Origin of the sequence: Stenotrophomonas testudinis (assembly GCF_024499815.1) — a bacterium.
Taxonomy (GTDB): domain Bacteria; phylum Pseudomonadota; class Gammaproteobacteria; order Xanthomonadales; family Xanthomonadaceae; genus Stenotrophomonas.
The window spans coordinates 49,032-65,198 of record NZ_JAMOKY010000003.1 but is presented as its reverse complement, the minus strand read 5'-3'; the positions used below and the strand labels follow the sequence as shown (position 1 = coordinate 65,198).

Here is a 16,167-nt window from a genome sequence, read left to right as displayed (position 1 = left end):
GCCTCATCTCCCGTCCGCCGGGCATGGCCCGGCGCTACCGTGCATGATTCACGCGATGACCGTTCCCGCCGCCCGCCTGTCCAGCTTCTACCTGTTCTATTACGCGGCGCTGGGCGCCTTCACGCCTTACTGGAGCCTGTTCCTGACCGCGCGCGGCATGAGCGTGACCGCCATCAGCGTGATGATGGGCCTGTGGTACGCCACGCGCGTGATCGCGCCCAGCACCTGGACCACACTGGCCGCCGCCTCACCGCGCCCGATCCGCCTGCTGCGCGTGGGCTGCGTGCTGACCCTGCTCAGCTTCGCCGTGTTCCTGCTACCGTTGCCGCAGCCGTGGATGTACCCGTCGATGGTGGTGTTCTGCTTCTTCTACAACGCGGTGATGCCGCAATTCGAGTCGATCACCCTTACCCACCTGGGCAGCGACAGCCATCGCTACGGGCTGATCCGGGTCTGGGGCTCGCTGGGATTCATCGCCATCGTCACCCTGTTCGGCTGGCTGATCGAAGGCGATGGCAACGGCAACCGCGCCGGGCTGCTGCCGTGGATGATGCTGCCGCTGTTCGCCCTGCTGGTGGTCTCGGCCTTCAGCAACCAGTACGCGCGCGATATCGGCAAGGCCGAGGGCGATGCCAGCGGCTTCTGGCAGATCGTGCGCCGCCCGCCGGTGCTGGCGTTCTTCCTCGCCGCCTTCATGGAACAACTGTCGTTCGGCCCGTACTACACGTTTTTCTCGGTCTACATGGACCACCACGGCTACCGCACGTTTACCCTCGGCCTGCTGTGGACCATCGGCGTGGTGTTCGAGGTGGGCGTGTTCTTCACCATCGGCCGCTTCTTCCGCCGCTACGACGCCAGCTGGATGCTGCTGATCGCACTGGTCAGTTCCTGCCTGCGCTGGGCGGTCACCGCGCTGTTCCCGGAAAACCTGCCGGTGATGCTGGTGGCGCAGACCGCACACGCGCTGGGCTTCGCCGCGTTCTTCGCCGCGGCGATGCAGATGCTGGCGACCTATTTCCCCGGCCGCCTCAACGGCCATGGCCAGGGCCTTCTGTATGGCTTCTCGTCCGGTGTCGGTGGCGTGCTGGGCGCACTCATCGCTGGCCAGCTGTGGACCATCGACAACGGCCGCACGGCGTTCCTGGCCGGCAGCGGCTTCGCCCTGGTCGGCGCCCTGCTGTGCTTCTTCGCGCTGAGCCTGCCGTTGATCCGCGCGCGGCGTCGCGTCGCCCGCGCGGAGTGAACGCCATGCGCCGCTTCAGGGCTGGCGCAGGACCTGCTGCAGTGACGGCAGCAGCACGCGGTTGCCATAGCCACTGACGTGGTCGCCATCGAAGTACAGCGGCCGGCCATCGCGTTGTGCCGGGCACAGGGTGGCATCACACAGCACCGGCAGCGGGTCCCACATCACCGCACCCGGCAGGCCAGCGACCACCTGCTGCAGGCTGCCAAGCATGGGCGCACGCAGCGCCTCCATGTCCGCGCGGGTGCTGACCAGTCCATTGCGGCAGACTTCATTGTCGGCGTTGAACGCATCCGAACACCGGTATGGGGGTGCTGGCAGCACCGGCTTGGGTGCCTCCATCACGATGCGCACGCCGCGCTCGGCCAATGGCTTCCATTGGGCGATCGCCTCGGCCACCTCCACGTCGCGACCTGCAGCCGCTTCCGGGGTGCGCTCGCCCGCGAGCTGCGCCGCGGCATCGAACAGCACGAACTGGTCGGACAGGCGCGGAACGCGCAGTGACACCAGCACCACCACGTCGCCGGGCTGCGCCCGCTGGCTGATGTCGGCGAACACGGCCGCGTCGAATGCTTCGCAGCCGGCGCCCGCTCCGCGCCACTTCTGCAGGCTGACCTGCGGGCAGCCGCCACGGCCATACAGCGACACCTGCGCACCGGAATCCAGCGCCAGCCGCTGCAGCAGCTCGATGTAGGCCATGGCATGCGAATCACCGGCCACGAACACACGGGCGGGTGCGGCCGCGGGAACAGGACGATCACAGCGCCCGCGCGCATAGGTGCGGGCACTGCCACCTTCGAAGCGATGCTTGCCGGTGACCAGCGCGCACCCCGGGAAATCATCAGCCACGCTCCTGCTGCTGGCGTACCAGTCCGCTGCATTGCGGCTGACGGTGCTGAATGACAGCAGCGATGCCTGCGAGTACAGCAGCATCTGCAGGGCGCCGGCCAGCACGAGCGCGGCAGCGCCACAGGCCACCCAGCGCAGCGACGTCGCGCGCGGCGCCAACGGGCCACGGAAGGGCTGTTCCACCCAGCGCCACGACAACCAGGACAGCAGCGCCACCAGCAACGTCGCCGAGAGCATCTGCAGCGGTGTTTCCAGCCCCACGGTCCAGCGCATCAGCACGAACACCGGCCAATGCCAGAGGTAGAGCGAGTAGGACAGCAGGCCGATGCGGCGCATGGGCGCGCTGGCCAGCACCCGGCCGATCCAGGCCCGCGGATGGTGATGCAGCGACCACAGCAGGCCCGCCGTGGCGAACGCCGGCAGCAGGCCATCGGGCCACGGTGAGTGTCCAGCGCGCGCCGTCCACAACGCCCAGCCCAGCAGGGCCAGCGACAGCGCGGCCAGCAGCGGGAACACCCACGCACCACGGGCCAGCGAGCGCTGGGTCAGCGGGTCGAGCGATGCGCGCACATGCAGCAGCTGGAACAGCAGCACGCCCACGCCCAGCTGCCACAACCGCGTGGTCGTGGCGTAGAACGCCCAGGAAGGCGGCACGTCGCGCAGGCCCAGCAGCGCCGCATGCAGCAACGATGCCGCGCTGACCAGCAGGAACAGGCCCAGGCTCAGCCAGCGCCCACGCGCGCCCCGTGCCCAGGCCAGGAACAACAGCGGGAACAGCAGGTAAAACTGCTCTTCCACGCCCAATGACCAGGTGTGGGTATAGGGATTGAACTCGGCCTTGGGCGCGAAATAATCGTTGCCGACCGCAGCCAGCACCCAGTTGCTGAGGCCGAAGAAGGCCATCAGGCCCGTCTTGTCACTGGCCTCGCTCAACCACGATTCGGGAATGAACAGCACGCTGGCCACCGCGGTGACCAGCAGGCAGGTGACCAGTGCCGGTGCGATGCGACGGATGCGCCGCGCATAGAAGCGCAGCATCGAAGCACCCAGCGAAAGTGGCGGCAGGCGATGCACCGACGCACTGACCACGAAACCGGAAATGACGAAAAACACGTCCACGCCGGTGAACCCGCCCGGCAGCCAGGCCGGGTCCAGGTGGAACACGATGACCGCCAATACGGCGATCGCACGCAGTCCATCGATATGCGGTACGTAACCGCGCCCTGCCTCAGCCGTCATCCTGCCTCCCGCAACTGCCACGTCGGCGGGCGTGGCAGGCAACTCAATCCATTACCAGACCAGGTCGTCCGGCACCTGGAACTGCGGGTCCGCGTACGGATCTTCCTCGGCCGGCGCGTTCGGATCGACCTTCAGCGCCACCGACGCGGCGAACACCGCTTCGGACTGCGCCAGCAGCTCGGCGGTCACCAGCAGGTAACGGCCGTTGAGTTGGACCACGCCCAGCTCACCCGCATTGAGTGCGGTCAGCTGCGCGGCGGTCACGTAGATGCGCTTGATCTTGCCGCCATACGGGAAGTGGCGGGCGATGTCGGCCGCCTCGTCATTGAGGCCCTTGTCCTTCAGCAGTTCTTCCAGCTTGGCCTTGGCCTCGCGGCGCTGGCGCGCTTCTTCCTGCTTCAGGCGCTCGGTCTCGATGCGCTCTTCCTTTTCCTTCTGCGCGCGGATGGCGTAGGCCTTGGCCAGGTCCATCTCTTCGGCCGTACGCGGCTTGCGCGGGCCCTGCTGGCCCGGGCCACGCGACTGGGCGGGCTTGCCGGGCTTGCCGGGGCCGCCATGACCGTGGCCACGACGCTCGCCAGGCGTGTGCTCGCCCTTGCCAGCGCCCTGCAGCTTTCCATTGCCATTGCCCCCCTTGCCCTGCGGGCGGCCATCACGGCGGGGGCCATCATTCTTGCGCTCGGGCTTGGGTGCCGGCTTGAAGCCCAGGCCCATCAGCTGGTCGCGGAGGGTATCGCTCATAGGAATCAGATCAGTAGTGCGGCGGCGGCGGTTCGCTCGCCGGATCAGAAGAATGCAATGCATTGCGGACCTTGCCCAGGTCTTCCAGCAGCACGCGCAGCACATCGGCATTGCGGCTGCCCTGCATGCGTGCATCGGCCAGCGCATCGCTCAATTCGGCCAGCGCGTGTTCCTGGAAGGACACGCGCATTTCCAGTTCGACCAGGCGCGCTTCCAGCGCCTGCTCGCGTTCACTCGATGTATCAGACATGCAACGAACGTCCCCGGCCAATGCCGTAGTAAGACAGACCGGCAGCCTCGACCTCGGACGGGTCGTACAGGTTGCGGCCATCGAACACCACCGCATCCTGCAGCTGCGAACGCAGCGCCTGGAAATCGGGGCTGCGGAACTGCTTCCACTCGGTCACCACGACCACCGCATCGGCGCCCTGCAGTGCGTCTTCGGCAGTGCCGCAGAACACCAGGTCGTCGTCGCGGTGGCCGAAGATGCGCTGCGCTTCATGGGTGGCTTCCGGGTCGTAGGCACGCACGCGCGCACCGGCGTCCCACAGCTGGGCCAGCAGGCGGCGGCTGGAGGCCTCGCGCATGTCGTCGGTGTTCGGCTTGAAGGCCAGGCCCCACACGGCGAAGGTTTTCCCGCGCAGGCTGGCGTCCGCGCCGTAGTGGCGCTGGATGAGCTCGAACAGGTGGCCCTTCTGCGCCTCGTTGACCGCTTCTACCGCGTCCAGCAGCTTCGGCGCCAGGCCATACTGCTGCGCGGTGCGGGCCAGCGCCTGCACGTCCTTGGGGAAGCACGAGCCACCATAACCGGCGCCCGGGTAGATGAAATGCCAGCCGATGCGCGGGTCCGAACCGATGCCCTGGCGGACCTGCTCGATGTCGGCGCCGACGCGCTCGGCGATGTTGGCCATTTCGTTCATGAACGAAATCTTGGTGGCCAGCATCGCGTTGGCTGCGTACTTGGTCAGCTCGGCCGAACGCACGTCCATTTCCACCACGCGGTCGTGGTTGCGGTTGAACGGTGCGTACAGGCGGCGCATGACCGCCACCGATTCGGCGCTGGAGGCGCCGATGATGATGCGGTCCGGGCGCATGCAGTCCGCGACCGCATCGCCTTCCTTCAGGAACTCGGGATTGGACACCACGTCGAAGGCGATGTCCGCGCCACGCGCAGCCAGCTCTTCGGCGATCGCCGCGCGCACCTTGCCGGCGGTGCCCACCGGCACCGTCGACTTGTTGACCACCACGGTCGGCACGCTGATGTGCCGGCCGATGGTGCGGGCCACGGCCAGCACGTATTGCAGGTCGGCGCTGCCATCCTCGTCCGGCGGCGTGCCGACGGCGATGAACACCACCTGCCCGTGGCCGATGGCCGCTGCGGCATCGGTGGTGAACGCCAGCCGAGATGCGGCATGGTTGGCCTTCACCATCGGCTCGAGGCCCGGCTCGTAGATCGGGATGACGCCCTGGTTGAGGCCATCGACCTTGGCTTGGTCGATGTCCACGCAGATGACCTGGTGGCCGGCATCGGCCAGGCAGGTACCTGTCACCAGACCGACATAGCCGGTACCGAAAATCGCAACGCGCATGTCCGTGCTGACTCTTGGCGGCTTACGGCAGAACGCCCAGCAGCTCGACGTCGAAGGTCAGTGCGGCGTTCGGGCCGATCGGGCCACCCGGGGTGCCGTTCTCGCCATAGGCCAGGTCGCCCGGGATCCAGAAGCGGTACTTGGAGCCGACCGGCATCAGGGCGACGCCCTCGGTCCAGCCCTTGATGACCTGGTCCAGGCCGAATTCGGCCGGGCCACGACCCGCGGAGCTGTCGAACACGGTGCCGTCCAGCAGCTTGCCTTCGTAGTTCACGCGCACCTTGCTGGTCGGCAGCGGGCGCTCGCCGCTACCCGGGCGGATCACCTGGTACTGCAGGCCCGAGGCGGTGGTCACCACGCCCGGCTGGGTCTTGTTCTTGGCCAGGAATGCATTGCCTTCCTGACGGTTGGTCTGCGCGGCCTGGGCGGCCTTGGCCTGCATTTCAGCCTGCTTGGTGCCCATGAACGCCTGGATGGTGGCGGTCGCGTCCGCTTCGGTCATCTTCGGCTGGCCCTTGGTCAGGCCGGTGCTGATCGCTTCAAACAGCGAGGCGGTGTCGATGTCGTCCTTCAGCTGGGCCAGCGACGGGCCGACCGAGTACGAACCGATCATCTGCGCGACCTTGACGCGGTCGACCTTGGCCGGCTGCGAGCCCGGGGCCATGCCCGGAACCTGCTGGCCGTTACGGGCCATCACGACCTGGCGCAGGGCCGCATCGGTGGCCTTGGCCTGGTCCTGGGTGATCTGCGGCTGCAGGCCTTCGAACGAACGCTCGACGGCGGTACGCAGCGCAGCCACGTCAATTTCATCGGCGATCGGCGCGAACGACTTGGCCACATCCAGACCGATGGCGTAGCCGAGCTTCTGCTTGGGGGAATTCAAGGTTGCGGTCTCCTTGGCGGCCGCCGGTGCGGCCGGTTGTTGCGACAGGGCGACACCGGAGGTGCCCATCGCCAGAATCAGAACCGACGCCGCTGCGCCGCGCATTCCCATCTTCATTCGCTGCATTCCTGGAAGTGTCTGGGCGCCGACGTCGGCGCGAAACGGTCATTGTCGCACGCACGCCGGAGATGTCGAGGCGTGCGTGCTTTCATTCAATGCACGGCCGGTGCGGCCAGTGCCTTGTCGATGGCCGCCTTCAGCTGCGGATCGTCGGGGGTGACCTTGCTGGCGAACTGGGCGATGACCTTGCCATCGCGGCCGACCAGGTACTTGTGGAAGTTCCAGCCCGGGGCGACGCCGGTGGCGGCGGTCAGGCGCTGGTACAGCGGCGTGGCCTCCGGACCGGTGACGTGCACCTTCTCGAACATCGGGAACTTTACGCCGTAGGTCAGCGTGCAGAAATCCTGGATCTGCTTCTCGTCGCCGGGCTCCTGGCCCTTGAAATCATTCGACGGGAAGCCGAGCACGGCAAAGCCCTTGCTGGCGTATTGCTTGTGCAGCGCCTCCAGGCCTTCGTACTGCGGGGTATAGCCGCACTTGCTGGCGGTGTTGACCACCAGCAGCACCTGGCCGTGGTAGCGCTTTTCCAGGTTGACCTGCTGCTTGCCGGCCAGCGGGCGGTAGCTCACATCGAGCAGGTCGGCGGCCAGGGCGGTGGCCGAGCCGGCCAGGCCGAAGGCCAGGACGGTCAACAGGGACAAGCCGCGGAGGCGGCGCGGGAAAGCAGTCGGCAGAGGCATGAGGGTCATTCCGCAGTAGCTGTTTCAGGGCTCCGGCCAGCTCGGGCCGGGAATCGGCCGAACTATAGCACCGGGGCCCGGAGCGCCTGCCGTTGCAGGGCGGGCCGCACTTTGCACGGCGTGGCGGCTGCCGCCGTAAGCCCCGGCCAGCGCACCTTTGATGACCTAGCATCAATGTTGCTGAATGGAAGCAGGCCGGAACGGGCCGGCTGTGCGACGCCTTTTTCCATTCAGATCAATCACGTGACGTGATATTTCGGAACAGTGACCACCCCTGCCATCAGTTGGGTGGAAGCGGGGCTTGCACGACGGCGTGCCGGTGTTATAGTTGCATACAACACCAGTCACCTGAGACAGGGGGAAACCATGAACATCCGGATGCGACACCGCCATACCGCCCCAGCGGTCACGGCCGTCTCGACGTTGTTGGCCCTGCTCTGGCTGGCCCTGCCGGCGCCACAGGCGCCCTCCTCCCCCGACACCCCGCAGGACGCAGCACCCTTCACGGCCGGGAACGCCGAACCCTCTCCCCCTCCCCCGCGTCGGCTGCACAGCTCCCTGTCCATGCCGTACTTCTCGTTCGCACAGCCGCTGACCCCACGGAGCTGAATATGAGCGACATCCAGTGGAGCGACGGCGCTCCCATCTACCGCCAGTTGAAGGAGCGCGTGATCGCCATGATGCTCGACGGAATCCTCAAGCCGGGCGACGCCCTGCCTTCGGTGCGCCAGGTGGCCGCCGACTACCAGCTCAATCCCATCACCGTTTCGCGCGCCTACCAGGAACTGGCCGATGAAGGCCTGGTCGAGAAGCGCCGCGGCCTGGGCATGTTCATGACCGAGGCGGCCGCCACGCAGCTGCGCAGCAGCGAGCGCGAACGCTTCCTCAATGAAGAATGGCCAGCCGTCCTGGAGCGCATCCAGCGCCTGGGCCTGAACCTCGACGAATTGCTGCCCCAGGGGAAGATCTGATGAGTACCGTAGCAAGCGACGCCGTCATTACCGCCAAGGGCCTGCGCAAGGCCTACAAGAACACCGTTGCCCTCGACAACGCCAGCTTCTCCATTCCGGCAGGCCGCATCGTCGGCCTGATCGGGCCCAATGGCGCCGGCAAGACCACCGCGCTGAAGGCCATCCTCGGCCTGACCTCGGTGGAAGGCGAGCTGTCCGTGCTGGGCCGCGACCCGCGCGTGCACCGCGATGAACTGATGAAGGACATCTGCTTCATCGCCGACGTGGCCGTGCTGCCGCGCTGGCTGAAGGTGCGCGAGGCCATCGATTTCGTGGCCGGCGTGCACCCGCGCTTCGACCGCGCCCGCTGCGAACGCTTCCTGGCCAACACCAAGCTGCAGCCGAAGCAGCGCGTGCGCGAGCTGTCCAAGGGCATGATCGTGCAGCTGCACCTGGCCCTGGTGATGGCCATCGACGCCCGCGTGCTGGTGCTGGACGAGCCGACCCTCGGCCTGGACATCCTGTACCGCAAGGAGTTCTACCAGCGCCTGCTGGAGGATTACTTCGACGAACAGAAGACGATCATCGTCACCACCCACCAGGTGGAAGAGATCGAGCACATCCTCAGCGACGTGATGTTCATCCGCGATGGCCGCGTGGTACTCAGCGCGGAAATGGACGAGGTGGGCGAGCGCTACACCGAACTGCTGGTGGGTGCCGACCAGCTGGACACCGCCCGCGCACTGAAGCCGATCGACGAGCGCAGCCAGGCCTTCGGCAAGACCGTGCTGCTGTATGACGGCGTGCCGCGCAGCCAGCTTTCTACCCTCGGCGAGACCCGCAACGCGGGCCTGGCCGATCTGTTCGTCGCTGTCATGAAGGGGACCTACGCATGAATGCCGTCAACCATCCGCTCAGCCCCGCAGGCACCCTGCGCTGGCTGCTCAAGCGCGAATACTGGGAAAACCGCGGCGGCTTCTTCTATGCACCGCTGATCGCCGGCATCGTCTCGCTGCTGATGAGCGCGGTGGGCATCGGCCTGGGCCTGTTCGCCCTGCACCGCGCCGCCCGCGACGGCGGCCTGCACGTCGACGGCGAGAACGTGAACATCAACGGGCTGGACCTGGCCCTGCTGACCCAGAAGATCAGCGCCAAGGACATGGCCGACCTCGGCAACGGCCTGGACCTGACCCTGCTGCTGAGCTCTGCCTGGCCCTTCCTGGTGCTGGCCTTCGTGGTGTTCTTCTACTGCCTGGGCGCCCTGTACGACGACCGCCGCGACCGCAGCATCCTGTTCTGGAAGTCGCTGCCGCTGTCGGACACCCAGACCGTGCTGTCCAAGGTGATCAGCGCCCTGATCGTGGCACCGCTGGTGGCCACCCTGGCCGCCGTCGCCACCATGTTCGGCTTCCTGCTGATCATCAGCATCGTCGCGGTCACCCACGGCGGCAGCGCGACCACCCTGATCTGGGGCCCGGCCAGCCCGGTGACCCTGAGCGCCGGCCTGCTCGCCGCCATCCCGGTGTACGCGCTGTGGGCGCTGCCGACCGCCGGCTGGCTGCTGCTGTGCTCGGCCTGGGCCAAGAGCAAGCCGTTCCTGTGGGCGGTCATGCTGCCGCTGTTCGCCGGCATCATCGTCAGCACCACCAAGCTGATGCATCTGTTCGACATGACCACCGGCTGGTTCTGGCAGCACATCGTCGGCCGCCTGCTGCTGGGCACGGTGCCGGGCGTGGACCTGGTCTACCGCCTCAGCGCAAGTGACAAGGCCAAGAACGTCGAGTCGCTGGCCGCGCTGATGAGCCCGGCCGAGCAGCTGAAGACCCTGGCCATGCCCGACCTGTGGATCGGCGCAGCGTTCGGCGTCGCCTTCATCGCCCTGGCCATCGTCCTGCGCAAGCGCGCAGGCGAAATCTGACCCCTTTCCGGAGAGACCACCATGCGTACCCTGCTCGCCTGTAGTGCCCTGTTGCTGCTGTTGCCGCTGTCGGTGCAGGCCGCCGACGCACCGAACTGCAAGTTCTCCGCCCCGCGTTCGCTGAAGCTGGACGCGGCCGGTGCCAAGGCCGTGGTGTTCGAAGTCAACCAGCACGACCTGAAGGTGATCGCCAATGCCGGTGGCGGCCAGCTGGACGGCCGCGCCTGTGCCTCGGACAAGAGCTGGCTGGACCAGCTGGTGCTCGACCAGCGCCGCGAAGGTGACAAGCTGGTGGTCAGCCTGCGCCGCGACGGCCGCAGCGGCCTGAGCATGGGCAACAGCTATGCGTGGCTGGACATCCGCGGCAGCGTGCCGGACAACCTGCCGCTGCAGTTCCGCATAGGCTCCGGCGATGCCAGCATAGACAACGCACAGTCGCTGAGCATGGACGTCGGCTCGGGTGATGGCATCGCCCGCGGCACCCGCGGCAGCGTGCACGCGGCGGTCGGCTCGGGTGACCTGGACATCGAGGGCGCCGCATCGCTCAACCTGCTCTCGCTGGGCTCGGGCGACGTCAAGGCCCGCACCATCGGCGGCGACGCCGTGGTCGGCACCGTCGGTTCGGGCGACCTGAAGATCAGCGACGTGCGCGGCAATGCCCGCCTGGAGACGGTCGGCTCGGGCGACATCGGCTTCCGCCAGGTGAAGGGCAACGTCGAGATCGGCGTGGTCGGTTCCGGCGACGTGGACATCGACCAGACCGGCGGCAACGTGCACGTGCGCAGCCACGGCTCGGGCGACATCACCGTCAACGGCGCCGGCGGCAACCTGACCGTCGACCACAGCGGCAGCGGCGAGGTCCGCCACCGTGACATCGGCGGCAAAGTCACCCTGCCGCGCGGCAAGTAAGCCATCCATCCATTGCCTTGAGGGGAACGCCATGAACCTGCTGCGCCTGATGCCTGCCGTCCTGCTGTGCCTGCCGCTGATCGCCTGTGGCGGCACCTCGTCCTCGTCGTCGTCCTCGTCCGCTGATGCTTCCGCCACCGACACCTCGCCGGGCAAGGCCGTGGCTGATGCCACCGGCGAGATCGGCAAGAGCGTCAAGGAAGCCACCGACAAGGCGCGCGAGGAGATCGCCAAGGGCAACATCAAGATTTCCTCCGACAAGCAGCCCCGCGCGGAGATCACCCCCGATGGCCGCTTCCTGATTGCCGGCAAGGAAGTGAAGACCACGCCGGCGCAGCGTCGCCAGCTGCTGGATTACCGCGGCCATATCGCCGGCATCGCCCAGGACGGCATGGAGATCGGCGTGGCCGGTGCCAAGCTCGGCGCCAACGCCGCCAGCGAAGCGATCAAGGGTGTTTTCAGTGGCGACACCGACGGCATCGAGAAGCGCATCAATGCCGAGGCCGAGAAGCTCGAGGCCCAGGCCAAGCAGCTGTGCAACCGCCTGCCGGCGATGCTGGCCAGCCAGCAGGCGCTGGCCCGCGACCTGCCGGCGTTCCAGCCGTACGCGAGCATGGACCAGTCTGACATCGACGACTGCGACACCAACAAGGTCGTCAACCGCTGACCCTGTGACATTTCGCCGCACCCGGCCGGCAACCTGACCCGTTGCCGGCCGCGCCGGGGCGCCCGGGCTTACAATGGCCGCCCCCGATGCACCCGATCGAACCGCCATGAAGAAGCTGTTGCTGCTGCTGGTCGCCCTGCTCTGCCTGGGCCTGGCCGGCTGCGACCAGGACTACCGCAACCACCGCGCCGAGCGCGGCAAGCCCAAGATTTCCGTCAGCGAAAGCATGGTGACCGTGCGTCGCCAGCCTGCGCCGAACATCATCATCCTGCCCGACGGCACGATGAAGGTCGACGAGATCCAGATCCCGCTCAACGATGGCCAGCGGCAGATGCTGCAGACCATGTTCGGCAAGCTGCAGGTGCTGCGCCAGAACACCCTGGTGGCCGCCCCGGCCGACCCCGACATGCAGCCGGTGAAGATCCAGCCGCCGGAAGGCATGGAGGTGATTCCGCCGGACCTGGTGCAGACCATCCCGGAGTTCAAGGACTACACCGAGACCTTCGGCAACATTGTCGCCGACCGTCGCTGAACGAAAAACGCCGCCCCGAAGGGCGGCTTTTTTTTATCCGGCAATCCGCCGGGCATGGCCCGGCGCTACCCGATCACGCGATCAGCCGCCGGCGCCACCGCCCCCGGCCTGGATGCCACCGGCGGTCAGCGCGGTCGGATCCAGCAGGCGCCGCAGCTCGGCCTCGTCAAGGCCGCTGTCCTCCAGCGCCACATCCAGCACCGGGCGCTGTTCCTTGTAGGCACGTTTGGCAATCGCCGCGGCCTTCTCATAGCCGATGATCGGGTTCAGCGCGGTTACCAGGATCGGGTTGCGGGCCAGCGCTTCGGCTACGCGGTCCTCGCGCACCTTCAGCCCGGCGATGGCGCTGTCGGCCAGCAAGGTGGACACGTTGGCCAGCAGGCCGATGCCATCGAGCAGGTTCACCGCGATCAGCGGCAGGGTCACGTTGAGCTGGAAATTGCCGGTCTGGCCGGCCACGGTGATCGCGGTGTGGTGGCCGATCACCTGCGCGCAGGCCATCACGGTCGCCTCGGGAATGACCGGGTTGACCTTGCCCGGCATGATCGAGCTGCCCGGCTGCAGGGCCGGCAGCTCAATCTCGCCCAGCCCGGCCAGCGGACCGGCATTCATCCAGCGCAGGTCGTTGGCGATCTTGATCAGGGCCACCGCCAGCGCATTGAGCTGGCCGGACAGTTCCACGGCATCGTCCTGCGATGCCAGGCCTTCGAACTTGTTGTCGGCACTGTCGAACTTGAAGCCGGTCTGCTGCTTGAGGGCCTTGGCCACCTGCGCACCGAAGCGCGGGTCGGCATTGATGCCGGTGCCGATGGCGGTGCCGCCCAACGGCAGGCGGCGCACGCGCTTGAGGCTGTCCTCGATGCGCTCCTGCGCCGAGGCCAGCTGCGCCGACCACGCACCGAACTCCTGCTCGAAGGTCAGCGGCATCGCATCCATCAGGTGGGTGCGGCCGGTCTTGACCACCTTGCGCAGGCTGCGGCCCTTCTTGTCCAGGGTCCTGCGCAGGTGCACCAGCGCCGGCAGCAGCTGCTCGTGCACGGCCAGCACCGCCGAAACGCGCAGCGCGGTCGGGATCACATCATTGGAGCTCTGCCCCTGGTTGACGTGGTCGTTGGGATGCACCGTGGTCTTGCCCGCCTTGCCGGCACGATTGGCCAAGGTGGCGATGACCTCGTTGGCGTTCATGTTCGACGAGGTGCCCGAGCCGGTCTGGTAGACGTCGATCGGGAAATGCGCGTCCCAGTCACCGGCCGACACTTCGGCGGCGGCCACCTGGATGGCCTTGGCGACGACCTTGGGCAGGTGCCCCAGCTCGGCGTTGACGCCGGCGGCGGCACCCTTCACCAGGCCCAGGGCACGGATGAAGCCGCGCGGCATGCGCTGGCCCGACACCGGGAAATTTTCGACGGCGCGCTGGGTCTGCGCGCCCCACAGGGCGTCAGCGGGCACCTGCAGCTCGCCCATGCTGTCGTGTTCGATACGGAACTTCGCGGTTCCACCCTTGCTTGCAGCTTTGCTCATTGCATTGACTCCGCACTACTTCTGTTGGGAAAAGGGAAGCGGCGGCTGGCAGCGGGTCGCTTCCCGGGGCTGGCGGCTGTGCCAACGATACTCCCTTGTCCGCAGCAGGGGACAACGCCGATGGGTCGCAGCGTCCGATCGGTAGCGCTGGGCCATGCCCGGCGAGCGCGAAGCGCGGCAGCCCGCAGCGTCGTAGAATATGGCCCCCGCCGCTCGCCCCAGCCCTGCCGACATGTCCGATTACGCCCTGCTCGCCCTGTCCCCGCTCGATGGCCGTTATGCCGGCAAGGTCGATGCCCTGCGCCCGATCTTTTCCGAATACGGCCTGATCAAGGCCCGCATCACGGTCGAGGTCGAGTGGCTGCTGGCCCTGGGCGCCGAGCCGGGCATCGTCGAGCTGGCCGCGTTCTCCGAGGCCGCCACCGCCCGCCTGCGTGCCCTGGCCGCCAACCTCACCCCGGCCCAGGCCGCGCGCGTGAAAGAGATCGAGCGCACCACCAACCATGACGTCAAGGCGGTGGAGTACTTCATCAAGGAACAGCTGAAGGACGACGCCGAGCTGGCCCCGGCGCTGGAATTCGTGCACTTCGCCTGCACCAGCGAGGACATCAACAACCTCAGCTACGGCCTGATGCTGGAACAGGCCCGCCGCGAAGTGCTGCTGCCGAGCCTGGACGGCATCGCCGCCACCCTGCGCACCCTGGCCCACGCCCAGGCCGCACAGCCGATGCTGTCGCGCACCCACGGCCAGACCGCCTCGCCGACCACCCTGGGCAAGGAGCTGGCCAACGTGGTCGCCCGCCTGGAGCGCCAGCGCCGGCAGATCGCCGCGGTCGAGCTGACCGGCAAGATCAACGGTGCGGTGGGCAACTACAACGCCCACGTCGCCAGCTACCCGGCGGTGGACTGGCCGGCCTTCGCCGAGCGCTTCGTGACCAGCCTGGGCCTGGTGTTCAACCCGTACACCACGCAGATCGAGCCGCACGACAACATCGCCGAAATCGGCGATGCCGCGCGCCGCGCCAACATCATCCTGATCGACCTGGCCCGCGACATCTGGGGCTACATCTCGCTGGGCTACTTCAAGCAGCGCCTGAAGGAAGGCGAAGTCGGTTCGTCGACGATGCCGCACAAAGTCAACCCGATCGATTTCGAGAATGCCGAGGGCAACTTCGGCATCGCCAATGCGCTGTTCGAGCATTTCAGCGCGAAGCTGCCGATCAGCCGCTGGCAGCGTGACCTGACCGATTCCACGGTGCTGCGCGCACTGGGCACTGCCTTCGGCCACGGCCAGGTGGCGCTGGATTCGCTGGCCAAGGGCCTGGGCAAGCTGGAAGTGAACCCGCAGCGCCTGGATGCCGATCTGGACGCGGCCTGGGAAGTGCTGGCCGAAGCCGTGCAGACGGTGATGCGCCGCCATGGCCTGCCGAACCCGTACGAGCAGCTGAAGGCGCTGACCCGTGGGCAGGGCATCACGGCGGAGTCGATGCGGGCGTTCGTGCAGGGGCTGGAACTGCCGGCGGATGCGAAGCAGCGTCTGCTGGAGATGACCCCGGGCAGCTACACCGGTCTGGCGGAATCGCTGGCGAAGAAGATTTAAGGGGTTTCCTTGCGGCGGCGGCCGCGGGCGCTGCCTGCGGCAGGCAACGGCAACGGCAACGTCAAAGGCGGCTCTGGGTTTCAGCCGTGTTTGGCGGGGCGGGTTGGATTCGCGGGGGACGCCGTGAATCCGTCCGTGGAGGCTTGGCAGCCGCATCCATGCGGCTGACACCCCCGCGAACCCAACCCGCCCCACCTTTGACAGATTCCCGGTGACGGATCGAAGAGCATTGGGTTGTCGGGACGGAATTTGAAAGAGGGACGCGGCTTCGCCGCGCCCCTCTTTGTTTTGGTTTTTAGGGTCTTTGTAGAGCCGAGCCCATGCTCGGCTGCTTGTTCCAACAGCAAGCCGAGCGTGGGCTCGGCTCTACAGATGCACGAGCAAGCGCAGCGCGCGACCCGCTCTTGCCTTTGATTTTCTTCTTCCATTCCGTGGCGGGCCCCGCAGGAAACTGTCATGGGTCGGGCGGGTGGGCTGCGCGGGGGTGTCCGCCGCATGGATGCGGCGGCCAAGCTTACAGGGACGTACTTGCAGCGTCCCCCGGGCAGCCCACCCGCCCGGCCAAGCCCATGAAGCCGGTCGACTAACAGTCGACCCTACCAAGATGTCGCCACGAGGGGCTCAGCCGTTGGCCGGAACCCCGCGACAAACCACCGCACGTGCGCAATCCCAACGAACGTCGGACAATGGTGGCCTTGGCGGCCCGCCACGCCGCACCTCCCGCTT

General features: G+C 67.3%; 15 protein-coding genes. 8 read left to right on the top strand and 7 right to left on the bottom strand.

What is annotated here, in order from left to right; genetic code table 11:
* Nucleotides 1–55 precede the first annotated feature (55 nt).
* Nucleotides 56–1,243 carry an MFS transporter gene (locus NQ204_RS02945; RefSeq protein WP_116864477.1) on the top strand — a complete coding sequence of 396 codons (1,188 nt, stop codon included), beginning with the start codon at nucleotides 56–58 and terminating at the stop codon, nucleotides 1,241–1,243.
* 15 nt (nucleotides 1,244–1,258) lie between these two features.
* Here the strand turns inward: NQ204_RS02945 and NQ204_RS02940 are convergent, their stop codons facing one another.
* The 6 genes from NQ204_RS02940 to NQ204_RS02915 all read right to left on the bottom strand — a co-directional run bounded on the left by NQ204_RS02940 (nucleotide 1,259) and on the right by NQ204_RS02915 (nucleotide 7,344).
* Nucleotides 1,259–3,331, bottom strand: a complete 2,073-nt coding sequence (locus NQ204_RS02940; protein ID WP_256643031.1) for an acyltransferase family protein — start codon at nucleotides 3,329–3,331, stop codon at nucleotides 1,259–1,261.
* 51 nt (nucleotides 3,332–3,382) lie between these two features.
* On the bottom strand, nucleotides 3,383–4,072 hold the full coding sequence (locus NQ204_RS02935; protein WP_256643030.1) for a DUF2058 domain-containing protein: 690 nt from the start codon (nucleotides 4,070–4,072) through the stop codon (nucleotides 3,383–3,385).
* A 10-nt stretch (nucleotides 4,073–4,082) separates the two neighbouring features.
* Complete coding sequence (locus tag NQ204_RS02930) at nucleotides 4,083–4,322, bottom strand: SlyX family protein (protein ID WP_116864480.1); 240 nt, start codon at nucleotides 4,320–4,322, stop codon at nucleotides 4,083–4,085.
* A complete protein-coding gene (locus NQ204_RS02925; protein ID WP_256643029.1) occupies nucleotides 4,315–5,661 on the bottom strand; it encodes a UDP-glucose dehydrogenase family protein in 1,347 nt (448 codons plus the stop codon). The genes NQ204_RS02930 and NQ204_RS02925 overlap by 8 nt, the downstream gene beginning before the upstream one ends.
* Before the next feature lie 22 nt (nucleotides 5,662–5,683).
* Nucleotides 5,684–6,661 carry an FKBP-type peptidyl-prolyl cis-trans isomerase gene (locus NQ204_RS02920; RefSeq protein WP_116864482.1) on the bottom strand — a complete coding sequence of 326 codons (978 nt, stop codon included), beginning with the start codon at nucleotides 6,659–6,661 and terminating at the stop codon, nucleotides 5,684–5,686.
* 95 nt (nucleotides 6,662–6,756) lie between these two features.
* Nucleotides 6,757–7,344, bottom strand: a complete 588-nt coding sequence (locus NQ204_RS02915) for a glutathione peroxidase (RefSeq protein WP_108770710.1) — start codon at nucleotides 7,342–7,344, stop codon at nucleotides 6,757–6,759.
* Between the two features lie 611 nt (nucleotides 7,345–7,955).
* Here NQ204_RS02915 and NQ204_RS02910 point away from each other — a divergent pair.
* The 6 genes from NQ204_RS02910 (at nucleotide 7,956) to NQ204_RS02885 (ending at nucleotide 12,320) form a co-directional block, all read left to right on the top strand.
* The gene (locus NQ204_RS02910) at nucleotides 7,956–8,315 is read left to right on the top strand and encodes a GntR family transcriptional regulator (protein WP_116864484.1); all 360 of its coding nucleotides are present in this window, start codon (nucleotides 7,956–7,958) and stop codon (nucleotides 8,313–8,315) included.
* Entirely contained in the window at nucleotides 8,315–9,190 is an 876-nt protein-coding gene (locus NQ204_RS02905) for an ABC transporter ATP-binding protein (protein WP_108769286.1), read from the top strand. The genes NQ204_RS02910 and NQ204_RS02905 overlap by 1 nt, the downstream gene beginning before the upstream one ends.
* A complete protein-coding gene (locus NQ204_RS02900; protein WP_256643028.1) occupies nucleotides 9,187–10,212 on the top strand; it encodes a hypothetical protein in 1,026 nt (341 codons plus the stop codon). Before NQ204_RS02905 ends, NQ204_RS02900 begins: the two co-directional genes overlap by 4 nt.
* Nucleotides 10,213–10,233: 21 nt before the next feature.
* Nucleotides 10,234–11,121: a GIN domain-containing protein gene (locus NQ204_RS02895; RefSeq protein WP_116864486.1), complete on the top strand. Its 888-nt coding sequence runs from the start codon at nucleotides 10,234–10,236 to the stop codon at nucleotides 11,119–11,121.
* Nucleotides 11,122–11,152: 31 nt separating this feature from the next.
* On the top strand, nucleotides 11,153–11,788 hold the full coding sequence (locus NQ204_RS02890) for a hypothetical protein (RefSeq protein WP_116864487.1): 636 nt from the start codon (nucleotides 11,153–11,155) through the stop codon (nucleotides 11,786–11,788).
* Nucleotides 11,789–11,894: 106 nt separating this feature from the next.
* Nucleotides 11,895–12,320, top strand: coding sequence for a hypothetical protein (locus NQ204_RS02885; RefSeq protein WP_256643027.1), 426 nt, complete (start codon nucleotides 11,895–11,897; stop codon nucleotides 12,318–12,320).
* Nucleotides 12,321–12,401: 81 nt separating this feature from the next.
* On the opposite strand, the gene NQ204_RS02880 is transcribed toward NQ204_RS02885, so the two are convergent.
* A complete protein-coding gene (locus NQ204_RS02880; protein ID WP_116864489.1) occupies nucleotides 12,402–13,841 on the bottom strand; it encodes a class II fumarate hydratase in 1,440 nt (479 codons plus the stop codon).
* Nucleotides 13,842–14,073: 232 nt separating this feature from the next.
* Here NQ204_RS02880 and purB point away from each other — a divergent pair, with 232 nt between their 5' ends.
* The gene (gene purB, locus NQ204_RS02875; RefSeq protein ID WP_256643026.1) at nucleotides 14,074–15,441 is read left to right on the top strand and encodes an adenylosuccinate lyase; all 1,368 of its coding nucleotides are present in this window, start codon (nucleotides 14,074–14,076) and stop codon (nucleotides 15,439–15,441) included.
* Nucleotides 15,442–16,167: the final 726 nt, after the last annotated feature.